This is a genomic window from Rhizobium sp. BG4, from assembly GCF_016864575.1.
Taxonomy (GTDB): domain Bacteria; phylum Pseudomonadota; class Alphaproteobacteria; order Rhizobiales; family Rhizobiaceae; genus Rhizobium.
Genome location: NZ_CP044125.1, coordinates 2,368,575 through 2,391,244, shown reverse-complemented (window position 1 = coordinate 2,391,244; position 22,670 = coordinate 2,368,575). Strand labels below are relative to the sequence as shown.

18 protein-coding genes are annotated in these 22,670 nt (G+C 62.1%); 4 read left to right on the top strand and 14 right to left on the bottom strand.

The genetic code is table 11. The features are described from left to right. Positions 1–27 precede the first annotated feature (27 nt). Together F2982_RS12205 and F2982_RS12200 are read right to left on the bottom strand one after the other, a co-directional pair. Positions 28–1,401 carry a GH1 family beta-glucosidase gene (locus tag F2982_RS12205; protein WP_203427979.1) on the bottom strand — a complete coding sequence of 458 codons (1,374 nt, stop codon included), beginning with the start codon at positions 1,399–1,401 and terminating at the stop codon, positions 28–30. A gap of 159 nt (positions 1,402–1,560) precedes the next feature. Then, complete coding sequence (locus tag F2982_RS12200; protein ID WP_203427978.1) at positions 1,561–3,159, bottom strand: ABC-F family ATP-binding cassette domain-containing protein; 1,599 nt, start codon at positions 3,157–3,159, stop codon at positions 1,561–1,563. A 248-nt stretch (positions 3,160–3,407) separates the two neighbouring features. On the opposite strand from F2982_RS12200, the gene F2982_RS12195 reads away from it, so the two are divergent. Next, on the top strand, positions 3,408–3,812 hold the full coding sequence (locus F2982_RS12195; RefSeq protein WP_203430058.1) for a DoxX family protein: 405 nt from the start codon (positions 3,408–3,410) through the stop codon (positions 3,810–3,812). Positions 3,813–3,859: 47 nt separating this feature from the next. Here the strand turns inward: F2982_RS12195 and F2982_RS12190 are convergent, their stop codons facing one another. The 6 genes from F2982_RS12190 to F2982_RS12165 form a co-directional block, all read right to left on the bottom strand. Then, entirely contained in the window at positions 3,860–4,225 is a 366-nt protein-coding gene (locus F2982_RS12190) for a hypothetical protein (protein WP_203427977.1), read from the bottom strand. Between the two features lie 114 nt (positions 4,226–4,339). Next, the gene (locus F2982_RS12185; protein WP_130282242.1) at positions 4,340–5,527 is read right to left on the bottom strand and encodes a Gfo/Idh/MocA family oxidoreductase; all 1,188 of its coding nucleotides are present in this window, start codon (positions 5,525–5,527) and stop codon (positions 4,340–4,342) included. 186 nt (positions 5,528–5,713) lie between these two features. After that, entirely contained in the window at positions 5,714–6,766 is a 1,053-nt protein-coding gene (locus tag F2982_RS12180) for a sugar phosphate isomerase/epimerase (protein WP_203427976.1), read from the bottom strand. A 248-nt stretch (positions 6,767–7,014) separates the two neighbouring features. Continuing rightward, positions 7,015–7,962: a substrate-binding domain-containing protein gene (locus tag F2982_RS12175; RefSeq protein WP_112385616.1), complete on the bottom strand. Its 948-nt coding sequence runs from the start codon at positions 7,960–7,962 to the stop codon at positions 7,015–7,017. A gap of 87 nt (positions 7,963–8,049) precedes the next feature. Then, the gene (locus F2982_RS12170; protein ID WP_203427975.1) at positions 8,050–9,060 is read right to left on the bottom strand and encodes an ABC transporter permease; all 1,011 of its coding nucleotides are present in this window, start codon (positions 9,058–9,060) and stop codon (positions 8,050–8,052) included. Between the two features lie 73 nt (positions 9,061–9,133). Then, on the bottom strand, positions 9,134–10,657 hold the full coding sequence (locus tag F2982_RS12165) for a sugar ABC transporter ATP-binding protein (RefSeq protein WP_203430057.1): 1,524 nt from the start codon (positions 10,655–10,657) through the stop codon (positions 9,134–9,136). A 168-nt stretch (positions 10,658–10,825) separates the two neighbouring features. On the opposite strand from F2982_RS12165, the gene F2982_RS12160 reads away from it, so the two are divergent. The 3 genes from F2982_RS12160 to F2982_RS12150 all read left to right on the top strand — a co-directional run bounded on the left by F2982_RS12160 (position 10,826) and on the right by F2982_RS12150 (position 14,483). Continuing rightward, the gene (locus tag F2982_RS12160; RefSeq protein ID WP_112719763.1) at positions 10,826–11,857 is read left to right on the top strand and encodes a LacI family DNA-binding transcriptional regulator; all 1,032 of its coding nucleotides are present in this window, start codon (positions 10,826–10,828) and stop codon (positions 11,855–11,857) included. Between the two features lie 216 nt (positions 11,858–12,073). Next, complete coding sequence (locus tag F2982_RS12155) at positions 12,074–14,098, top strand: GAF domain-containing protein (RefSeq protein WP_203427974.1); 2,025 nt, start codon at positions 12,074–12,076, stop codon at positions 14,096–14,098. Between the two features lies 1 nt (position 14,099). After that, on the top strand, positions 14,100–14,483 hold the full coding sequence (locus F2982_RS12150; protein WP_130282249.1) for a response regulator: 384 nt from the start codon (positions 14,100–14,102) through the stop codon (positions 14,481–14,483). 66 nt (positions 14,484–14,549) lie between these two features. Here F2982_RS12150 and xylA read toward each other — a convergent pair whose 3' ends face one another. The 6 genes from xylA to F2982_RS12120 form a co-directional block, all read right to left on the bottom strand. Then, on the bottom strand, positions 14,550–15,860 hold the full coding sequence (xylA, locus tag F2982_RS12145) for a xylose isomerase (RefSeq protein ID WP_203427973.1): 1,311 nt from the start codon (positions 15,858–15,860) through the stop codon (positions 14,550–14,552). A gap of 179 nt (positions 15,861–16,039) precedes the next feature. Beyond that, positions 16,040–17,494, bottom strand: coding sequence for a xylulokinase (xylB, locus tag F2982_RS12140; protein ID WP_203427972.1), 1,455 nt, complete (start codon positions 17,492–17,494; stop codon positions 16,040–16,042). Between the two features lie 18 nt (positions 17,495–17,512). After that, positions 17,513–18,538 carry a LacI family DNA-binding transcriptional regulator gene (locus F2982_RS12135; protein WP_203427971.1) on the bottom strand — a complete coding sequence of 342 codons (1,026 nt, stop codon included), beginning with the start codon at positions 18,536–18,538 and terminating at the stop codon, positions 17,513–17,515. A gap of 100 nt (positions 18,539–18,638) precedes the next feature. Next, on the bottom strand, positions 18,639–19,631 hold the full coding sequence (locus F2982_RS12130; RefSeq protein WP_203427970.1) for an alpha/beta hydrolase: 993 nt from the start codon (positions 19,629–19,631) through the stop codon (positions 18,639–18,641). Positions 19,632–19,722: 91 nt separating this feature from the next. Beyond that, complete coding sequence (locus tag F2982_RS12125; RefSeq protein ID WP_203427969.1) at positions 19,723–21,312, bottom strand: DHA2 family efflux MFS transporter permease subunit; 1,590 nt, start codon at positions 21,310–21,312, stop codon at positions 19,723–19,725. Between the two features lie 22 nt (positions 21,313–21,334). Further along, the gene (locus F2982_RS12120) at positions 21,335–22,555 is read right to left on the bottom strand and encodes an HlyD family secretion protein (protein WP_112719770.1); all 1,221 of its coding nucleotides are present in this window, start codon (positions 22,553–22,555) and stop codon (positions 21,335–21,337) included. Positions 22,556–22,670: the final 115 nt, after the last annotated feature.

Below are 22,670 nucleotides of genomic sequence, written 5' to 3'. Positions count from 1 at the left end.
AACCCCAGAGTGGAACGGAAGCTCCGCTCAGGCCGTCTTGTGATTGCCCTTCGGGAACTGGCCGGCGAGCTCGCGATACCACTTGCCGCTCTTCTTCACAGTACGGACCTGGGTGTTGTAATCGACATGGACGAGGCCGAAGCGCATCTTGTAGCCTTCCGCCCATTCGAAATTGTCCATCAGGCTCCAGGCAAAATAGCCGCGCATCGGATAGCCGTCCTTGATCAGGTTGGCGACGACATCGAGGTGGTCGCCGACATAGTCGAGGCGCATCGTGTCATTCACCTCGCCATTGACGACATCGGTGTTGTCGCAGGCGCCGTTCTCGGTGATGTAGCATTCCGGCAGCTCGTAGCGGCGGTAGAGATCCTCGACCAGATGCTTGAGGCCCGGCGCATAGACTTCCCAACCGATATCGGTCTTCACATCGCTTGCGGGTGCAGCTTCCGTGGTCCAGGGGAAATCGCCCTTCTTCGACGCGTCGTCATGAACGCGGTCCGGCTTGTAATAGTTGAGACCCCACCAATCGAGCTTCTGGTTGATGATCTTGAGATCGCCGTCCTCGACGACGGGCATGCGGTCGCCGAGCGCCTCGACGAACTCCTTCGGATATTCGCCCTTGAAGACCGGATCGAAGAAGGCGCCGTTGTGAAACTGATGGGCGCGCTCTGCAGCGGCAAGATCAGCCACGCTGTCGGAGCCCGGAATGATCGACGAGGCATTGAGCACCAGGCCAACGGGAACATTCGGCGCTTCCGACCGGATCGCCTCGACGCCGAGACCGTGGGCAAGATTCATGTAGTGCATGGCGTGCAGCGCCGCCTGCATGTTGCGCTCGCCCGGCGCGTGGATGCCGTAGAGGTGGCTGAGCCAGACGATGCACCAGGGCTCGTTGAAGGTCGCAACTGAATCCAGACGATCGCCGAGGCGGGCCATGACCGTCTTGGCATAGCGCTGGAAGGCATAGGCCGTCGAGCGCGCCGTCCAGCCACCATCACCGGCGAGCAGCAGCGGCAGGTCCCAGTGATAGAGCGTCGCGAAGGTCTTGATGCCACGCGCCCTGCAGCCATCGACGAGGCGGTCGTAAAAATCGAGACCGGCCTCGTTCACCGGGCCGGTGCCGTCGGGGATGATGCGCGGCCAGGCGATCGAGAAACGATAGGCCGAAACGCCCATATCCTTGATCAGGTCGAGATCTTCATCGAGGCGGTTGTAGTGATCGCAGGCGATATCGCCATTATCCCGGTTATAGACGCGGCCGGGCATGTTGCAGAAGGCGTCCCAGATGGACGGCTTGCGGCCGTCAGCCTTGGAGGCACCCTCGATCTGGAAGGCGGCGGTCGCCACACCGAAGGTGAAATCGCCCGGAAAGCGGGCCGCGAGAAGCTTCGGATCGATCATGTTGTTTTCCGTCTCTACTGCTGTTCAGGTCGGCCGTCGCGGCCATCGTTGGCGGCGGTTTAGCCAAGCCGGAATGCCTTGTACAGGCCTTGAATGTCAAAACTGCAACGTTGCAGATAGATTCTTCGCCAGCTTCGACACGAAGAGCCGCTTCGTCGGTCACAGCTGCTCTTTTCCATCAGGCAGGAGCAGACGGCGGGAAATGCCGATATTGTCGAGAAACACTTCGTCATGGCTGACGACGAGCAGCGCGCCGTCATATGCCACCAGCCCGGCTTCGACGGCGGTGATGGAATCGATGTCCAGATGGTTGGTCGGCTCGTCCAAGATCAGCAGCGGCGGCGGCTTCGGTCCGCCGAGCACGCAGGCAAGACCTGCGCGCAGCAGCTGCCCGCCGCTCAATGTCGAGACTTGCTGCAATGCCGCGTCTGCCCGGAACATGAACCGCGCCAGCGCCGCCCGGCAGGCATTCTCATCCGCACCGGGATTGAGATTGCGAAAGTTCTCGCGGACACTGAACTTGGGATCGAGCAGGCTGACGCTCTGATCAAAGAAGGCGTGCCCGGCAGGAACGGAGACCGTCCCGGCCCAAGGCTTCAGCGTGCCAGTGATCAGCGCCAGAAGCGTCGTCTTGCCGGAGCCGTTCGGCCCGGAGATCGCGACGCGCTCCGGCCCGGTCAGCGCAAGCGAGAGATCGCGGATGACAGGGTGCCCCGGCTCATAGCCAGCCGTCACGCCATCGAGACGCAACACCACGCGAGACGACGGAAGCCCCGTCGGCTCCAGCTTGACGGCAAAGGGCTGTAGTATTTCGATCTTGCCGCGCGCCGCCGATACATCGCCGAACGCCTGATCGCGCCGCTTCTCGCCGAGGCGAACCCGGTCTCCACGCGTATTCTCGGCCTTGCGCTTCAATCCGCCGGCCAGGATCCGGGGCATGTCGCCCCGCGCCGCCTTCACCCGCCCGGCGCGGTCGCTTTTGGCCTGTCGCTCGGCGGCCAGCTGCGCGCTGCGATCGACTTCGTCGACCCGCTTCTCCGCATCCGCCAGATCATGTTCGGCGGCCGCAAGCTCGATCGCCTTGCGCTCCTGAAAGGCGCTCCAGTTGCCGCCATAGCGTTTGGCGCCGAGCGTTGTCAGCTCGACGATCGCATCCATCGTGTCGAGCAGTTCGCGGTCATGGCTGACGACCAGCGCGCCGCCGCGCCAGTCGCGCAAGAGGTCGATTACCGCCTCCCGGCCTTCGCGGTCGAGATTGTTGGTGGGCTCGTCGAGGATCAGAAAGTCCGGCTCGGAAAAGACCAGTGCCGCGAGCCCCGCGCGCGTGCGCTGCCCGCCGGAGAGCGACGAGAGACCGGTCTCCGGCAAAGCATCGAGCCCGACGCGCTCGAGCGCCGAGGCCATGCGGGCTTCCAGCGTCCAGTCAGCGTTGGCAAGCTCGTCACCGGTCGCCTCCCCACGCTCGGCGCGGGCGAGGATGGCGAGCGTCTCCCGCACACCGAAGAGATCGGCGACCGCCGCCCCAGCCTCGACTTGAACCGCCTGGCGGAGAATGCCGAAACGTCCGGCAAAGGCGATGCTGCCCGACAGTGGCTGCAACTCGCCGGCCACCAGCTTCAGCAGCGTCGTCTTGCCGGTGCCGTTGCGGCCGACAAGCCCAGTGCGCTCGGCACCGAAACTCAGATCGAGATTGGAAAGAAGCGGCCGGCCGTCAGGCGTCGACCACGAGAGATTGGAAATGGTGATGGAGGCAGGCATGGATAGAGAACTCCCGGATGGCAAGGCGAGACGGCATTGCGATCTGGGTGAAATCCATGGTGGCACACATCCTGTTGGTATTGCGGATAGCGACAATCTAGGCGGGCAAATGGGTCAAATCAAGGCGTGTGCCGGTCGACAGCCTGCACTGCTCGCAATGCGATAACGCTGATGTCAGAAGACGTGACTTGAGATCGGCGGTGTGCCGGGTGAGAGCGGGAATGGGAGATTATAACGAAAGGAACCCGATGCTCGCCTCCATCCACCTGCTGCAGCCCCACCTTCTCAGCCTGCTACGCATCGTCTCGTCGCTCGTGCTCTTTAGCTACGGAACGCAGAAGATCCTGCATTTCCCGGCCGCCGCGAACGTGCCGCCCGTCGGCTCGATGTCCTGGATCGCCGGCATGCTGGAACTCGTGCTCGGTTTCCTGGTGCTGATCGGCTTCAAGACGCGCGCCGCAGCCTTTGTTCTCTCGGGCCTGATGGCCTTCGCCTATTTCATCGCCCATGCGCCGAAGAGCTTCTATCCGGCCCAGAACGGCGGCGTCGCCGCCATCCTCTTCTGCTTCGTCATGCTGTATTTCGTCGCCGCCGGCGCCGGTCCCTACAGCGTCGATGCGCTGTTGAAGCGCAAGCAGGCGGCAGCCGCCTGATATGAACGGCGAGGCTGAAGCGGTTCTCCGCTTCAGCTGGATCCGCGTTATGGCTTGTCCGCCTGGTTCTTCAGCTTGACCGCCATCGTGACGGTGCCGCGCACCGTGATGAAGCTGCCGTTGCCGCGATTGAGATCCGCATTGTTGCTGAGATTGGTAATCTGGCAGCTTTCGCCGACCGTCTCCAGAACCAGCGAGCATTGCCGCCCGGCCATCGCATAGAAAGCCTTCTGCGCGAATTCGATCTGCTCGGAGGGATTCTGCGTCGCATCGGCGGGAACCGACATCGACATCGTCGATTGCACGTTGACCGTGCCCGGCACGCGTTGCCCTCCGGGAACGAACTGCTGAGCGGATGCAGGAACGGCGCCAAGCGCCAGGATGCACGTCATGATGCGGAAAGAGAATGTCATCGGGCCTCCCCAAATGGTTGCGCCCTTCTTCTTTCACAATCCTCTTAAACGCGAATGAGCGCATTCCCTCCAATCTTAGGGAATGCGCTCAAATGATCAGCTATGGGCCTGCGATCAGACCTTGACCCAGCCGCCGTTCTTCTTCGAAGACGCGACGCAGGCTTCGACGAAAGCCACGCCCTTCACGCCGTCATCAACGGTCGGGTAAACCACGGCCTTGTCGACCGGCTTGCCCTTCTTGGCGGCGTTGATAGCGAGCGCCGCCTCGGTATAGATCGTCGCAAAGGCTTCGAGATAGCCTTCCGGATGACCGGAGGGAACGCGCGAAACGCGCGCCGCTGCCGCGCCCGACCCGGCGCCATTGCGGGTGATCAGCCGCTTCGGCTCGCCGAACGGCGTGAACCACAGATAGTTCGGATCGGCCTGAACCCACTCGATGCCGCCCTTGGTGCCGTAGACGCGGACCTTCAGACCATTCTCGTGGCCCGGTGCCACCTGGCTGCACCAGAGCATGCCCTTGGCCGGCTTTTCCTTGCCCTTCGCCTTGTAGCGCAGCATCACATGCGCGTTGTCGTCAAGACGGCGTCCCTCGACGAAGCTGTCGAGATCGGCGGCAAGGCTGTCGAGCTCCAGACCGGAAACGAAGCAGCCGAGATTATAGGCATGCGTGCCGATATCGCCCGTCGAGCCACCTGCACCCGACTGCGCCGGATCGGTGCGCCAGACGGCCTGCTTGGCGCCCTGCTGTTCGACGGCCTCGGTCAGCCAGTCCTGCGGATACTCAGCCTGAACCAGCCTGATATCGCCGAGCTCGCCATTGGCGACCATTTCGCGCGCCTGGCGGACCATCGGATAGCCGGTGTAATTATGCGTCAGGATGAAGAGCGCACCGCTTTCGTCGGCGATCTTCTTCAGCTTCTTGGCATCGGCCAGGTTCGAGGTCAGCGGCTTGTCGCAGATGACGTGGATGCCCCGGCGCAGGAATTCCTTGGCAGCGTCGTAATGCACATGGTTCGGCGTGACGATCGAGACGGCCTCGATGCCGTTCTTCAGCTTCGCTTCGCGGATCGCCATCTCGCGATAGCTGGAATAGGTACGCGACGGATCGAGACCGAGATCGCGACCCGAGGCTTGCGCCTTTTCCGGCGTCGACGACAAGGCGCCGGCGATCAGTTCATATTGATCGTCGAGACGGGCGGCCATGCGGTGTACCGCGCCGATGAATGCGCCAGCCCCGCCGCCGACCATGCCGAGCCGGATGCGCGGCTCGCGGGTCTGTTCGTTTGATGCTTCGATTGCCATTGTGTCCTCCTCGAAAGTGTTTCCCTTCTCCCCCAGCGGGGAGAAGGTGGCCGGAGGCCGGATGAGGGGGCCACACGCAAACGCCTTTCGCTTGTCGCTCAAGGCATTCGTCGCTGTCGCTCCTCATCCCCCTCATCTGCGCTGGCGGGCATCTTCTCCCCGCTGGGGAGAAGGGACGTTGAAGATTTAAATCCCCAGCATGCGCCGGTTGGCTGCCTGGTCGGTGCCGCTGCCGGCGAAGTCGTCGAACGCCTTCTCGGTAACGCGGATGATATGCTTCTTGACGAATTCGGCGCCTTCACGGGCACCGTCTTCCGGATGCTTCAGCGCGCATTCCCATTCGACCACGGCCCAGCCGTCGAAATTGTTGGCGGTCATCTTCGAGAAGACGGCGCCGAAATCGACCTGGCCGTCGCCCAGCGAGCGGAAGCGGCCGGCACGCTCGACCCAGCCCTGATAGCCGCCGTAAACGCCCTGGCGGCCTGTCGGGTTGAACTCGGCATCCTTGACGTGGAACATCTTGATCCGGTCTTTGTAGATGTCGATGTTGTCGAGGTAATCCAGGCACTGCAGAACGTAATGCGAGGGATCGTAGAGCATGTTGGCTCTGCTGTGGTTCTTCACGCGCTCCAGAAACATCTCGAAGGTGATGCCGTCATGCAGGTCTTCGCCCGGATGGATCTCGTAGCAGACGTCGACGCCGCAATCTTCGGCATGGTTGAGGATCGGCGTCCAGCGCTTGGCAAGCTCGTCGAAGGCGGTCTCGACGAGACCGGCCGGGCGCTGCGGCCAGGGATAGATGAACGGCCAGGCGAGCGCGCCCGAGAAGGTCGCATGCGCCTTGATGCCGAGATGCTTCGACGCCGTCAGCGCCATCTTGACCTGCTCGACAGCCCATTCCTGACGTGCCTTCGGATTGCCGCGCACTTCGGGTGCCGCAAAACCGTCGAAGGCTTCGTCATAGGCCGGATGAACGGCAACCAGCTGGCCCTGCAGGTGTGTCGAAAGCTCGGTGATCTCGACGCCGTTTTCACGCGCCTTGCCGGCGAATTCGTCGCAATAATCCTTGGAGCTTGCGGCCTTCTTCAGGTCGATGAGCTGGCTCGCCCAGGTCGGAACCTGCACGCCCTTGTAGCCGATGTCGGCCGCCCATTTGGTGATTGCATCCCATGAGTTGAAAGGCGCGGTATCGCCTGCGAACTGGCCGAGGAACAGGCCTGGCCCCTTGATCGTCTTCATGTCAGAAATCCTCCCTGATTAGCGACCGTAAACGTTTATGGTAGTCTTCAACACGCTTCTGGCGGAAGCAAGGCGCCTCCACGCACTTGCGGCAGATGTGGCTGGAAAGCCGGAAGTCAAACGGTAGGCGAACTAAACACGCCTCACCGGCAGCTGCAAGAGGTACGTGCCGCAAATTCGTCCGCACACAACCTGAAGACATGAAAAATGCGCCCATCCTTTCGAATGGGCGCATCCGATACGAATGATTAGAACGGAGAATCCGGGAAGTAGAAGTCCTTGGCATTGTCCTTGGTGACGAGCGTCGCATCAAGAACGAAGGTGCCGCGAACCGGTACCTGGTCGTAGAGACCGGCAGCCGTCAGTTCCATAGCCGTACCGACCATTGCCGGCGGATAGAGAACGTCGACCGGGATCATCTTGTCGCCGTCCATGACCTTCTTGATCATGTCCTTGGAGCCTGCACCGGCGACGACATACTTGATGTCGGTGCGCTTGGCCTGCTCGATGGCCTGGAGAACGCCGACAGCCATGTCGTCGTCCTGGCACCATACGACGTCGATCTTCTGGTACTTCGTCAGGTAGTCCTGCATGACCTTGAAGGCGTCGTCGCGGTTCCAGTTGCCGTACTGGCGGTCGAGAACCTTGACGTTGGAGCCCGCAATGCCCTTATCGAAGCCGTCCTGGCGCTGCTGATCGATCGGGATCGGCAGACCGCGGATAACGACGACCTGTGCATCCGGCGTCTGAGCGGCAATGTACTTGCCGGCGACTTCGCCGAGCGCCGGGTTGTTACCGGCAACGTAGAGGTCACGAACCGAGTCGTCGTTGGTGGACGGTGCACGGTCGACGAGAGCGACATACTTGCCCTTGCCCTTGACTTCCTTGATGGCGTTGACCAGCGGATCCGGATCCGACGGTAGGATGACGAGGGCGTCGATACCCTGCGTATCGAGGTCCTGCACGGCGTTTGCCTGGCTTGCGGCATCCGGCGAGGTCTTGACGATGACGTTCAGGCCCGGATGTTCTTCCATCAGCTTCTTGGCGACACGTTCGGCATGGAAGACCACACCAGAGGTCCAGCCATGGTCAGCGGCCGGAATGGACACGCCGATGGTGAACTTCTTGTCCTGTGCGTATGCGGAACCCGCCACAGCGACGGCCGCAACGGCAAGACCCAACATGAGTTTGCGCATGCTATTCTCCTCCCAACATAACTTCAGGGACTTTCCTACCCGTGAACCGGACGCCCTGTGAGCCCGGCCAATTTCTGTTGCGGCCCGTTATCCCTTCCGGACCAGAGAGCGCTGTACCAGCATGGCGATGATGATGATCGCGCCCTGGATCGCACCGATGAGATATTCGCTGATGAAGTTCGACAGCAGCATGATGTTGCCGACGAGTTCGAGAATGAAGGCGCCGCAGATCGTGCCCCAGACGCGCCCTGCCCCGCCCTTCAGCGCCGTGCCGCCGACGACGACGGCCGTGATCGCCTGCAGCTCCCAGAGGATGCCCGTTGTCGCGGATGTGGAGCCGAGACGCGGCACGTAGAGCAGCACGGCAATCGCCACGCAGAGACCCTGGATGACGAAGGCGATGGTGCGGACGCGATTGACGGCGATGCCGGAATAGCGCGCCACATCGCTGTTCGAACCGACGGCGACGACATGGCGGCCATAGCGGGTACGATACAGAATGAAGGCGGCGACGGCGGTGACCGCGAGGATCACGACGATCGGAACCGGCACGCCGAGAATGCTGCCGAAATAGGCCGGGCGGTACAGCGTCTGGATTTCCGGCGAGCGCAGCGTGATGGCGCCGCCCTGCGAGAGCCAGGTCGTCAGGCCGCGATAGATGCCCATGGTGCCGAGCGTCGCGATGAACGGCTCGATCTTGCCGACCGTGGTGATGAGGCCGTTTGCAAGACCACAGAGCGCACCGGCAACGATCGCGAAGACGACGGCGACGACGAGCATCATGGTCGGGTCGGCGATCACGCCCGAATTCAGCAGCAGGATCATCAGGCTGGCGACGAAGGCCACCATCGAGCCGACGGAAAGATCGAGATCGCCGGCCGAAATGACGAAGGTTGCGCCGACAGCAATGATGGCGATGAACGCACAGCGGGTCGCGACATTGGCGAGATTGGTGATGCCGATGAAATTCGGATTGACGAGCGCGCCGACAATCAAAAGCAGGATCAAGGCTGCGAACGGCGCCACTGCGCGCAGATCGACATCCCGCCAGGAGCGGCGCCGGATCTGCCTGGTCTCCTCGTTGATATCAGTAGTCAAAACCAACCTCCCGACCCAAACCCTGTGGGTATCTTATCGTTGAAACCGCGAAGCGATGCGGCGCCTGAAACTGTCAGGCGGCCTTCCTCTTCAGCCCCGCGGCATAGCGCATGATTTCCTGTTCCGAGATCTCGTCGCCCTCGAGCACGCCGACGATGCGCCCCTCGCGCATGACACAGACCCGCGTGCAGAGGCCGATGACCTCAGGCATTTCCGACGAGACGACGATGATCGACCGGCCATCGCGGGCCAGCGCCGAAATGAAATGATAGATCTGCTGCTTGGTGCCGACATCGATGCCGCGCGTCGGCTCGTCGATGATGATGATATCGGGCTCGGTCTCCATCACCTTGGCGAGCAGCAGCTTCTGCTGGTTCCCGCCGGACATGCGGCCGGCGACGATATTGGCATCGCGCACGCGGATGTCGAAACGGCGCTTCGCTTTGGCAAGCGCGGCAGCCTCGCTGTTCGGGCTGAGATAGCCGTGCGCGACATGCTGTCCGAGCGATTGCAGCGTCAGGTTCGTGACCATGTTGGAGCGCAGCAGCAGTCCCTTCGACTTGCGGTCCTTGGTCATATAGGCAAGACCGGCGCGATTGGCGGCGTGAACATCGCCGGAGGCAATGGTATCGCCCTTGATCACCACCTCACCGGCCGTGCGTGACCGCAACCCGGCAATCGCTTCCATCAGCTCCGTACGACCTGAACCGATCAGGCCTGAGAAGCCGATCACTTCGCCCTTGCGCACTTCGAAGCTTGCGTCCTGGACATAACCGGTCGAAACGCCGGTGACCCGCAGGACGACTTCTTCATCCACATTCGGCTCGACCTTCGCCGGATAGAGGCTGGAAAGCTCGCGCCCGACCATCAGCTGGGCGATCGACTCGCCGTCAAGGATCGAGGTCGGTGCCGTCTTCACCCACTGGCCGTCGCGCAGTACGGTGACCCGGTCGGTGAGCTCCATGACCTCATCCAGCTTGTGCGAGACGAAGACGAAGCTGGTGCCCTTGTCACGCAGCTTGCGGACTTGCTCAAAGAGGATGTTGGTTTCCTCGCGCGACAGAACGGCGGTCGGCTCGTCCATGAAGACGACGCGCGCATCGCGGCTGATCGCCTTGGCGATTTCGACCATCTGCTTGTCGGCGATCGACAGCGTGCTGATCAGTGCGTCTTCATCGACATGCGAACCGAGCATATCGAGCACGCGCCGCGTTTCCTTGCGCATGTAGCGCCGGTCGAGCACGCCGAAATGCGTCACTTCGCGGCCGAGAAACAGGCTCTCGGTGACGGTCAGATGTTCGGCGAGATTGAATTCCTGGTGGATGATGACGATGCCGAGCGCCTCGGCGCCGCCGTTCGGCGGCAGCAGGATCGGCTTGCCGTCGAGAAGGATTTCGCCGGAGGTCGGCTGCTCGAAACCGGAGAGAACTTTGACGAGAGTGGATTTTCCGGCACCATTCTCGCCCATCAGGGCATGAACTTCGCCGGCGCGGAGATCGAAATTGACGCTGAAGAGGACCTGTACCCCATTGAATGATTTACAGATTCGCTTTGCGGACAGCACCACGGGTGCCGTCTCGGCCGTCTCCAGATTCATCATTTCCTCCCTGCGGCTCCCGACCGCTTGAGCATTTGTGTAAACCTTTACATCGGCCATGTAAAGGTTTACATCATGGATATGCACAAATCTGGCGAAAGCCCGCTTTGACGGATTAGCAAGTCTGTGTAGTGTCGCGGCGAAGACAGCCCCATGGCAGAGCCCCCAGTGTCGAATTCCACGCCTGCAACGATCGAAGACGTCGCCCGGATCGCCGAGGTTTCCATCGCGACCGTGTCCCGTGCGATCCATACGCCGGAGAAAGTTGCGAACTCGACGCGCCTGAAGGTCAACCAGGCGATCGCCATTACCGGCTATACGACCAACGCCATGGCACGCAGCCTGCGGCTTGGCCGTTCCAATATGATCCTGGTCGTGGCACCCGATATCGGCGACCCGAATTTCTCCAACATTCTCGTCGGCCTGGAGAACGAAGCCCGCGCCCATGGCTACGGCATCCTGATCGGCCACACCCAGAACGACGCCCAGCGCGGCCTCGAATATCTGAAATTCTTCAACTCGAACCAGGCGGCCGGCCTGATCCTTTTCACCGGCATCCTGCCCTTCGGCCACCAGACGATGACGGCGCGGTTGCCGCCGAGCGTCGGCGTCTTCGAACCGGTTTTCAACGGCGGCATTCCCTATGTCGGCGTCGACGATACCGAGGGTGCCCGCAAGGCGGTTGACCTGCTGCTTGCCGAAGGCCACCGCAAGATCGCCTTCATCGGCGATTCTCGCACCCGCCTTGCCTATACCCGCCGCCGGGAAGGTTATGAGGCCGGGCTCGATGCAGCCGGTGTGCCGAAGGAAACGCGGATCGTTCTCGAAGGCGACGGCACCATCGAAAGCGGCCGCCACGCCGTCGAGCAACTCTTCATGCGCGACACGCTGCCGACCGCCTTCATGTGCGTCAACGACCAGACGGCGATCGGCGTGATGATCGGCCTCAATGCCCGCGGCTACGATATCCCGCGCGACTTCTCGGTGACAGGCTTCGACGACGTGCCGCAGGCCGTGTTCATGAGCCCGTCGCTGACCACCATCCGCCAGCCGCGCACGGCTATCGGCAAGCAGGCGATGGCGCTGTTGCTGGAGCTTCTCGGCGATGGCCGGCCGGCCGAAACGGAAATCCTGCTGCGCCCCGATCTCGTCGTTCGCAATTCCGTCTCCGCGCCGCCGAAAAACTGGCAAAGACGCTAACCCGGGCGGAACAATTCCCGCCCCCGTCCGTTGCCTTGCCGGACGCCGGCTGCACAATCTGAGATTTGTGGTTTGCACCGGCAGCTGGCGTCCAGCTCAGCTGAAAAGTCCGCGTTTGCGGCAGCTTTATTCTATCCCGGACTTATTTTGGTCATCGGCGTTTCCGTCGCTGGAAAAATCAACCGACCGCCTACATCATTGATCGCTAAGATGAACATGGGACCCATAGATTCAGTGTCGCCGACGTCCGATCCAGCCGTCATCGAGGAGCAGAAACGCCTTGAGGCGCTAGAGGCATTCGACATTCTCGACACCGCTCCCGAGCCCGAATTCGACGACATCGTCTTCGTCGCCTCCTCGGCCTGCCGCACGCCGGTTGCCCTGATCAGCCTTGTCGGCGCCGACAGGCAATGGTTCAAGGCAAAGGTCGGCTTCGAAGCCTGCGAGACCCCCATCGATCAATCCGTCTGCGCCCACGCACTCTCCAGCCCGCAGCCGCTCGTCATCCCCGATCTCACGAAAGACGAACGGACCCGGACGAACGCGCTGGTCACCGCGCCACCCAATATCCGCTTCTACGCCGGCGCACCGCTCGTCACCTACGACGGCACGATCATCGGCACGCTCTGCGTCATCGACACCGTCCCGCGCGCCGAAGGCTTGACGCCTGACCAGCTGAAGATCCTCCAGGCCCTGTCGCGGCAGGTGGCCGCCCTTCTGGAAGCCCGCCGCATATCGAGCCGCAAGGACGAGCTCTTCCGCCGCCAGAAGCATATTAGCTCGACGATGCGCTCCACGGCACAACAGAGCATGGCAGCCCAGGAGGCTGGTCGTGTCGGCACGTTCGAGCTCGATATTGCCAGCGGCCAGATGCGCGTCTCCCCGGAATTCTGCCGCATCTTCGATGTGCCGGTGGCCGACAGCTATCCGGCCTCGACCTTCGAAGACATGGTCGTTCCGGACGATCAGGGCATCCGCTCCTCCGCATCGACGCGGGCGGACGGTAGCGCCGCCCTCGATGTCGAATACCGCATCAACACCGAGCATCGCGGCACCCGCTGGATCTCGCGTCATGCCGCTTTCATGGCAACGACGGATGGCCGGCCGGCGCTTCTGCGCGGCACGGTACAGGACGTGACCATCGAGCGGCGCGCCGCCGCCCGCGTTCAGGCGCTTCTCGATCTCGGTGACCGGCTGCGCGATCTCGACGACGTGGAATCGATGGCGATCGCCGCCGCCGATCTGATGGCCAAGGCGCTCGATGCCAGCCGCGCCGGCTTCGGCGTCGTCGATGCCGGCAGCGAGACCGTACTGATGCAGCCGGAATGGTGTGCGCCGGGCGTCACATCGCTTGCCGGTCTCCATCACTTCCGCGACTACGGCAGCTTCATCGACGATCTGAAACTCGGCGAAACCGTCATCATCGAGGATGTCAGCAACGATCCGCGCACCGATGGCAATGCCGAGCAGCTGCTTGCGATCGATATCCGCGTGCTCGTCAACGTGCCGATCTTCGATCATGGCCGCTTCAGCCTCGTCGTCTTCGTGCATCACGATCATCCCTACGAGTGGACGGGCGAGGAAGTGTCCTTCGTGCGCAGCTTCGGCGACCGTATCCAGATCGCCATTGCCCGGGTGCGTGCCGAGGCCGAACAGGACCTCCTGAACCGCGAGATCAACCACCGGCTCAAGAACACCTTCGCAATGATCCAGGCGATCGCCACGCAAACACTACGCCCAGTGGCCGAACGCGAGCATGTCGAGAATTTCGAACGGCGGCTGCATGCCCTCAGCAGCGCCCACGACATTCTCCTGCAGGACAACTGGCTGAGCGCCAGTGTCCACGATCTCGCCGCCCGGGCAGTCGAACCGCTCGGCGTCGGCGAGCAGGTTTCGATGAAAGGACCAAGCCTGGCGCTCGGCGCCAAGGGCTCGCTTTCGCTCTCGCTGTTGCTGCACGAACTGGCGACCAACGCCATCAAATACGGATCGCTCTCCACCGAAGGCGGTAAAGTTTATGTGCGTTGGACCATTGAAGGCCGCGGCGAGGCGGCTACCTTCCACCTCACCTGGCGTGAAGAGGGCGGCCCTGCTGTCGGCGAACCGACCAAAAAGGGCTTCGGCTCCAAACTGATCAAGATGGGACTGATCGGCTCCGGCGGAACGGAAAGCCGCTACGGCCCCGATGGCTTCTCGGTCAGCATGTCCGCGTCGCTCTCGCAGATGCAAAGGACCGAATGACATGAGGGAAGGTTATGCAGCCCAAAGGCCTGCTGTCCTCGTGGTCGAAGATGAACCGCTACAGCGGATGATGGCAGTCGATCTCGTCGAGGAAGCCGGTTTCGAGGCAATCGAGGCTGCGGATGCGGATGAGGCGGTACGCATCCTGGAGGCACGGGCCGATATCCGCATCGTCTTCACCGATATCGATATGCCGGGCAGCATGGATGGCATGATGCTGGCCGCAGCGATCCGCGACCGCTGGCCGCCGATCGAGATCATCATCACCTCCGGCCATATCCGCGAGCAGGAAGTGGAGATGCCGATCCGCGGCGTGTTCTTCCCCAAACCTTACGACACCCGCCGCCTCAGCCAGCAGCTCGTCGCCTTCGGGCTGCCTCAGTGACAAAATCCACGCGTGAAAAAGCCGGGAAGCTTGCGCTCCCCGGCCTGTATTTCGATAAGCCGTCGATCAGACGTAACGGTTGACGACGTTTTCGAGATGTTCCTGCTTGCCCGAGCGCGGCTGCGGATTGACGTCCTTGCCTTCGACCCAGCTGGTGATTTCACCGAGCGAATACTCGCCGCGGAAGAGCTTCTGCCCTTCGGCCGAATCCCAACCGGCGTAGCGGTCTGCGAGCGGCTGCGAGAGAGCCTTGTCCTCGACCATCTTGGCAGCGGCCTTCAGACCGCGGGCGCAGCAATCCATACCGCCGATATGGCCGATCAGCAGGTCTGCCGGATCGAGCGACTGACGGCGCAGCTTCGCGTCGAAGTTCGTGCCGCCGGTGGTGAAGCCGCCTGCCTGCAGAACCTGATAATAGGCAAGCGCCATTTCCGGAACGTTGTTCGGGAACTGGTCGGTATCCCAGCCGGACTGGTAGTCGTTGCGGTTCATGTCGATCGAACCGAAGATGCCGAGCGCATTGGCAAGCGCCAGCTCGTGCTCGAAGGAATGGCCGGCGAGGATCGCATGGCCCTGCTCGATGTTGAGCTTCACTTCGTTTTCGAGGCCGTGCTTCTTCAGGAAGCCGTAAACGGTCGCGACATCGTAGTCGTACTGGTGCTTGGTCGGCTCCTGCGGCTTCGGCTCGATCAGGATCGTGCCCTTGAAGCCGATCTTGTGCTTATACTCGACGACGAGGTTGAGGAAGCGGCCGAGCTGGTCGAGTTCGCGCTTCAGGTCGGTGTTCAGCAGCGTCTCGTAGCCTTCACGGCCGCCCCAGAGAACGTAGTTCTCGCCACCGAGCTTCTGCGTCGCATCAATGCAGGTCTTCACGGTTGCCGCAGCGAAAGCGAAGACATCCGGATCCGGATTGGTCGCGGCACCGGACATGTAGCGGCGGTTGGAGAACAGGTTTGCCGTACCCCAAAGCAGCTTGGTACCGGTCGCGGCCTGCTTCTCGGCGAAGTAATCGACGATCTCGTTCAGGTTCCTGGTGTTCTCGGCGAAGTTCTGGCCTTCGGGGCGCACGTCGGCGTCGTGGAAGCAGTAATAGGGTGCGTCAAGCAGCGAGAAGAATTCGAAGGCAACATCAGCCTTCAGCTTCGCAGCCTTCATCGTGTCTTCGAACCACGGGCGCAGGAAGGTCTGACCACCGAAAGGGTCGCCACCCGGCCAGGTGAAGGTGTGCCAATAAGCGATTGCAAAGCGCAGATGGTCTTCCATGCGCTTGCCGAGAACGACTTCGTCCTTGTTGTAATGACGGAAGGCGAGCGGATTGGTGCTCTCCGGGCCTTCATACTTGATCTTCTGAATATCGCCGAAAAATCCGGTGCTCATGTTGGTCCTCCTTGGGTTGGTCAGTCTTGTTCGTTGTACCGTGCAGCCCCCTCATCCGACCCTTCGGGCCACCTTCTCCCCGCGGGGAGAAGGGAAATGAGGCGGCTGTTGCAAATCCCCTTCTCCCCAGCGGGGAGAAGGTGCCGGCAGGCGAATGAGGGGGCCGCCGGCTCAGGTTCTCAATGCGCCAGCGACTTGATCGCCGGATAGAGCGCGCGGTAGCGCTTGTAGGCATCCTCATAGGCGCCGCTAAGTGCAGCGACAGGCTCGATCGTCCCATCCGTCTCCGGCGGCGTGCAGACTGCGACCGGATCCGCACCGGTCGCCGCAATCAGGCCGAGACGTGCCGCGCCAAACGCCGCGCCGAAATCGCCGTCTGCCGGCAGATCGACGGGAACGCCGAGCGCCGTTGCGATCGAGGCCAGCCAGTAGCGCGAGCGTGAACCGCCGCCGATCGCCGTCACGCGGGCGATATCGGTACCGGCCGAACGCAACGCTTCGAGATTGTCGCGGATCGCAAAGGACACGCCTTCGAGAACCGCCTGGGTCAGAACCGCGCGACTGCTTTCATGCTCAAGTCCGATGAAGGCGCCGCGGATGACCGCGTCATTGTGCGGCGTACGCTCGCCGGAGAGATAGGGAAGAAAGGTGACGCCCGACGGCGCCTTCAGGGTCTCGCCGAGTTCGCCGGTCAGATCGGCGGCCGACTTTCCCGTCACATGAGAATGCCAGTTCAGCGCGTCGGTCGCCGAGAGGATGACGCCCATCTGGTGCCAGGTGTTCGGCAGCGCGTGGCAGAAAGCGTGAACGGCGCTTTCCGGCTTCGGCAGGTAGGAGCCGTTCGCCGCAAAGAGCACGCCCGAAGTGCCGAGCGAAACGAAGGCGGCGCCATGGCTGACCGTACCCATGCCGCAGGCCGAGGCCGCATTGTCCCCTGCCCCACCGGCAACGACGACATCACCAGCGATGCCCCACTTGGACGACAGTTCGCCGCGCAGCTTGCCCGCCTGCTCGGTGCCTTCGACGAGCGACGGCATCTGCTTTTCATCGAGGCCGGTTGCGGCCAGGAGTTCCGAGGACCAGGCGCGCTTGCCGGTATCGAGCCAGGAGGTACCGGCCGAATCCGACATTTCCGAAATATGCTCACCGGTCAGCCAGAGGCGCAGATAATCCTTCGGCAGCAGAACCTTGGCAACCTTGTCGAAAATCTCCGGCTCGTTCTTGGCGACCCAGACGAGCTTCGGCGCGGTGAAGCCCGGGAAAACGATATTGCCGGTCAGCTTGCGGAAACGCGGATCGGCGTCGAGCGCGGCGGCTTCATGATAGCTGCGCGTATCGTTCCAGAGAATGCAGGGCCGCAGCACCTTGTCGTCGGCATCGAGCAGCGTCGCGCCATGCATCTGGCCGGAAAGGCCGATACCCCTGACCGCCGCAAGTTCCTTCGGGTGCTTGGCCTTCAGACCGGCAACCGCTTCTTCGGTCGCGCGAATCCAGTGCGCCGGATCCTGTTCGGACCATCCGGAATGCGGACGCGAAACGTCCAGCGATCCGTTGGCCGAACCGATGATCTTCTGATCGCCGTCGATGAGCATCGCCTTGACGCCCGAAGTTCCGAGATCGAGACCCAGATACATGTCGTTCTCCCTTTGCCGTTACGGCAGGTTGTCTTTCAAAAATATATCGAGGCGGATGCGCTCCTGCGCGTCGATGACGGCAAGCCCGTCGGCCTTCGCCTTCAACACGCGAATGGCGCTGCGCACCTCGTGACCGGCATCCTGATTGAGAACTGCGTCAATCGTTCCGTCGATCAATGCCGCCCGCGTATGCGGCGTGAGTTCGTGCGCAACGACAGTGACCTGCCGCCCGGCACCCTTGGCCTTCAGCGCCCTGATCAGACCGCGGTTACCGGCGCCCAGGCTGTATATGCCGACAATGCGATCATTCTTCGAAAGCGCATCCGAAACCAGCATATGCGCCATTTCGGGGTCGTCGCGCCCCTCAATGACGGGCAGAATGGAAAGATCAGGAAACTCCTGCGCCATCAGCGCAGCAAAACCTTCCAGACGCTCGCGATGGTCGCGTACCAGCATGGAACCGGCAAGCACAGCAATCTCGCCCTTGGCCGCGCCGAGGAAACGGCCGAGCAGGCGAGCCGCCGTCCGCCCGGCCGCGATGTTGTCGACACCGGCATAGTGGTGGCGCAGCGACCCCGTGAGATCGGAAACCAGGGTGACGACAGGAATGCCATCGCGCACAAGGGCATCGACCGCCTCGGCGACTTCGGGCGCATCGGTCGCGACGAGGGCGATGCCGGCCGGCCGTTCGGCCGCGAGCTTGCGCAGCGCCTCGACCAGCGCGGCCGGATCGAAAGCCGGAACCTCGATGGTCTGGATCTGCGTGCGCTCGACAGGTGAACGAGCGACAGCCTCGCGGATTTCCGCCGTGAGCCCATGCATGAAGGAATTGTCGGATGCCGGAAGGATGAAGACCAGCGGATAGGTGCGGCCCTTCGCGAGGTTGGCGGCCGCCACATCTCTCACATAGCCGATCTCGCGAATGGCGTTTTCCACCTTCTCGCGCGTCACATGGCGCACGCCCGGGCGCTGGTTCAGCACACGATCGACAGTCGCAAGGCTGACCCCCGCATGCGCGGCGATATCGTGAACCGTAGGCTTCATCGCTCCTCCTGACGAAGCCTTTACCGCCAATTCTGATGTACGTAAATCAGAAAATGCCGGATCGACCGAAACTCATCTGGTCGCGTTTGAAAAACATGGATTATTTCTTGCCGTCACCGGCAATACGCGCTTCGATCGCCTGCGCGATCCCTCGCAGATTGGGGTGCTCTCCAGCCAGCGTTTCGATGGCGCCGACGGCAAGGTCGCTTGCGACGTAATCCGACTTGTGACCGAGGTTTCGGACGACGATCAGCCGCGCCCCTCGGATATCCTTTGCGAGATGCACCGAGTGAATCTTCGGCGAAACGACGCTATCGGTATCGCCGGTGATGATGATCGTCGGCGCCTTGATCTGCCGGTAGCGCGGCGAGGCTTTCTTCGTCCATTCGAGCAAATTGGCGACATCGGTAGCGTTGTTGTGAAACTCGGCCGGGCGCAGGGCGAGAAGCGTCCGCGCCTTCGAGATATAACCAGGCGGCCGCCGGTTCGGCGCAAACACACTGCGTGTCGCACCATCCACCATCGCAAGGCCGACGGGCGGCACGACCAGCGCGCTGAAGAGCGGGCCGGTCAGCGGCGCCGTCGCGGCGTCATAGTACCAGGCAATGCCGCCCGGCCACGGATAGACGGCCGGCGACAGGAACACCAGACCGGCGACCATATCGGGATGATCAAGCGCAAAGGCGGCCGCAACCGCACCGCCGAAGGAATGGCTGACGATGATCGCCCGGCGGATGCCGCGCTTCTTCATCAGCGCTGCAATCGCGTCGGCCTGCCCGTCCGGGAAAGCGTTCTCGGGACCGCCGCGGTCGGAGCGGCCGTGGCCCGGACGATCGACGAACAGCAGATCGGCCTTGCCTTCCAGCCTCTCCCGGAACGACAGCATCGGGTCATAGAGATTGGCGCTGGCGCCGTGGATGAAGACGATCGGCGGCAGCCTTGCCTTGCCGGAGGCCGGGATGAAGACGCTGTTCAGCTTGTAGCCGCCGATGTCTATCCTCTCCTCCTCGGCGACCGCCCGCGCGGATGCGGATGCAAAGAGGGGCAGGACGATGCAGAGCCAGGCGATTGCCCTGGCGGAAGACTGAAGCATGAAGCGGCATCCGGTCGAAAGAGATGCACGATATACGGAAAATGGCCGGCTTTGGTTTCCCAAGCCGGCCGTTATTTCGAACACCAGACGATCAGTGGCCGCCGCCACCGCCTCCGCCGCCTTGCGGCGCAGGCTTGGCAATCATCGCAACACCGAGAACCATGACCATGAACAGCACGGTCAGCATCAGGAAGATATCGCTGAAGGACAGGATGACTGCCTGCTTGGTTGCCATGCCGACCATCTGCTTGATCGCCACCGACGCGCCGTCCATCCCGTAGGAATTGAAGTTGGCGGTCAGGTTGTTCAATTGGTCGATCGCGGCTGGATGGCCCCAGTCCATATTTTCGCGCAGACGCTCGTAATGCACGTCCTGGCGGTTGGTCAGAACCGTGTTGATGATCGCGAGACCGACGGCGCCGCCGAGGTTTCTGGTCAGGTTGAAGAGACCGGAGGCGCCGCGCATACGGGCCGGCGGCATCGTGCCGAGCGCGATATTGTTGATCGGCACCATGCACATCATCAGGCCGAAACCGCGGAACAGCTGCGGGATCAGCAGTTCGTAGAAGTCCCAGTCATCCGTCAGTCCGGTCATGATATAGGTACCGGCCGCGAAGCTGACGAAGCCGATGACCATCATCAATCTGAGGTCCATCTTCGTCGACAGACGTCCGGCGAGCGGCGCGGTGAAGAACATCGCAAGACCGGAGACGAACATCGTCTCGCCTATCATCAGCGAGTCATAGCCGCGGATGCGTCCGAGATAGACCGGGTAGATATAGGTCAGGCCGTAGAGGCCGATGCCCATGACGAAGGAGAACACCGATCCGAAGGCGAAGTTCCTGTTCGAGAAGGCGCGCAGATCCACCACCGGGAATTCGACGGTAAAGGCACGGTAGAAGAAGACCACGCAGCCGATCGCCGATGCGATCGCACCGATGACGATATAGTTGTCGTTGAACCAGTCGTTCGAATTGCCTTCCTCGAGCACATATTCCAGCGCGCCCAGAAACACGCCCATCGAGATCAGGCCCCACCAGTCGAACTTCTTGAGAAGCGACAGTTCCGGCTTGTCGAAGTCGATGAAGTTCCAGGTAACGGTCGCGACGATGATGCCGGGGATGACGTTGACCAGGAACAGCCAGTGCCAGGAGAAGGCGTGGCTGAGATAGCCGCCGACGGTCGGGCCGATCGTCGGCGCCAGCGTAGCGATCAGGCCGATGATCGGCGAAACGACGCTGCGCTTGGAGGGCGGGAAGATCGTGAAGGCGGCCGCAAAGACCGACGGGATCATGCCGCCGCCGATGAAGCCCTGGATGGCGCGGTAGACGATCATCTGGTCGATATTCGTCGCGGTGGCGCAAAGCACGCTCGACAGCGTGAAACCCGCCGCCGAGAAGGCGAAGAGGTAGCGCGTCGAGACGATGCGGGCAAGCGTACCCGACAGCGGAATCATGATGACTTCCGCGATCAGGTAGGAGGTCTGGACCCAGCCGATTTCATCCGAGCCGGCGGAGAGGCCGGCCTGGATTTCAGCGAGCGAGGCCGAGACGATCTGAATGTCGAGGATCGACATGAACATCCCGAGCACCATCGCAAAGAATGCGATGAGCTTGCGCGGGTCCATCCGTTCCTCGGCTCCTACGCCGGGAACGGTTCCTGCAGTGGTGGTCGCGGCCATTGGCCTTACTCCGGCTGGCTGATTACTTTGCCTGCTGTGCGTCCGGCGCCGTGCGCGTGTCGACATCGACGACGACGCTCAGGCCTGCACGCAAACGGCCGGTATCAAGCGCATCCTGCGGGAGCGCGATGCGAACCGGCACGCGCTGGATGATCTTGGTAAAGTTGCCCGTCGCATTCTCAGGCGGCAGCAGCGAGAAGACCGAGCCGGAGGCCGGCGAGATCGACTCGACGGTGCCGACGATCGCGTGATCGTCATAAGCATCGACATGGACATTGACCTTCGAACCCGGAACCAGATGCTGGATCTGCGTTTCCTTGAAGTTCGCGTCGATATAGAGCTGGCGGGTCGGGACGAGCGCCATCAGACGCTGGCCGGGCGATACGAGGTCGCCTTCCTGAACCGAGCGATTGCCGACGACACCATCATACGGTGCCTTCAGGATCGTGAAGGACAGGTCGCGGGCTGCCTTGTCGCGCTGCAGCTCAAGCGTACGGACCGAACCTTCGGCTTCCTTGCGCTGTGCTTCCAGGATCGTGATGTTGGCTTCGGCCGACTTGATGTTGGCGTCGCCGCCAACGAGGTTTGCCTTGGCCTGATCGAGCGCGATGTTGGCGGTGTCAAGATCGGCAGCGGTGCCGACCGACTTTGCCTGCAGGTCGCTCTGGCGCTTCTGGGTGATCTCGGCGCCGCGGACGGCGGCATCGAGCGACACCTTCTGGGCCTGTGCCTGGGCGAGAGCCGCCTTGGCGCCATCGACCTGAGCATCGATGCGGCTCAGCGACAGCTTTTCGGTGGCGATCTGCGCTTCGGCCTGATCGAGAGCGTTCTGATAGTCGCCGTTATCGAGCGTTGCGAGAACGTCGCCGGCTTTGACCAGCTGGTTGGCAACGACGTTAACCTTGGCAACGTAACCGGTGACCTTCGGCGAGATCGTCGCGATATCGCCTTCGATATAGGCATCATCGGTCGAGACCATGAAGCGGCCATTCGTCCACCATTCATAGCCGTACCAGCCGCCACCGGCGAGGATGGCGAGGGCGACGATTGGCAGAACGCGGCTGCGCTTCTTTTTCACCGGCGGCTGCTCGGCAACCTTTACCTCGGGTGCCGGCGCCTGCTGGGGAGCACTGCGAGCCTCCGCGGTGGGGGTATCCGCGGAGGCTGCAGTTTCCGGCTGAGCCGCTTCGGCTTCAGCGGAATCGCTTACGATGCGCGCAACATTGGTTTTCTGACTGGACATAGACGAACACCGCTTTGTGAAGTAGATTTAATCGAACTGAACGGTTCGGTTCAGTTGACATAGGCCCTTTTTGCATCCATATCAAGTCATATCGAACCGAGCGGTTCGATTTTAG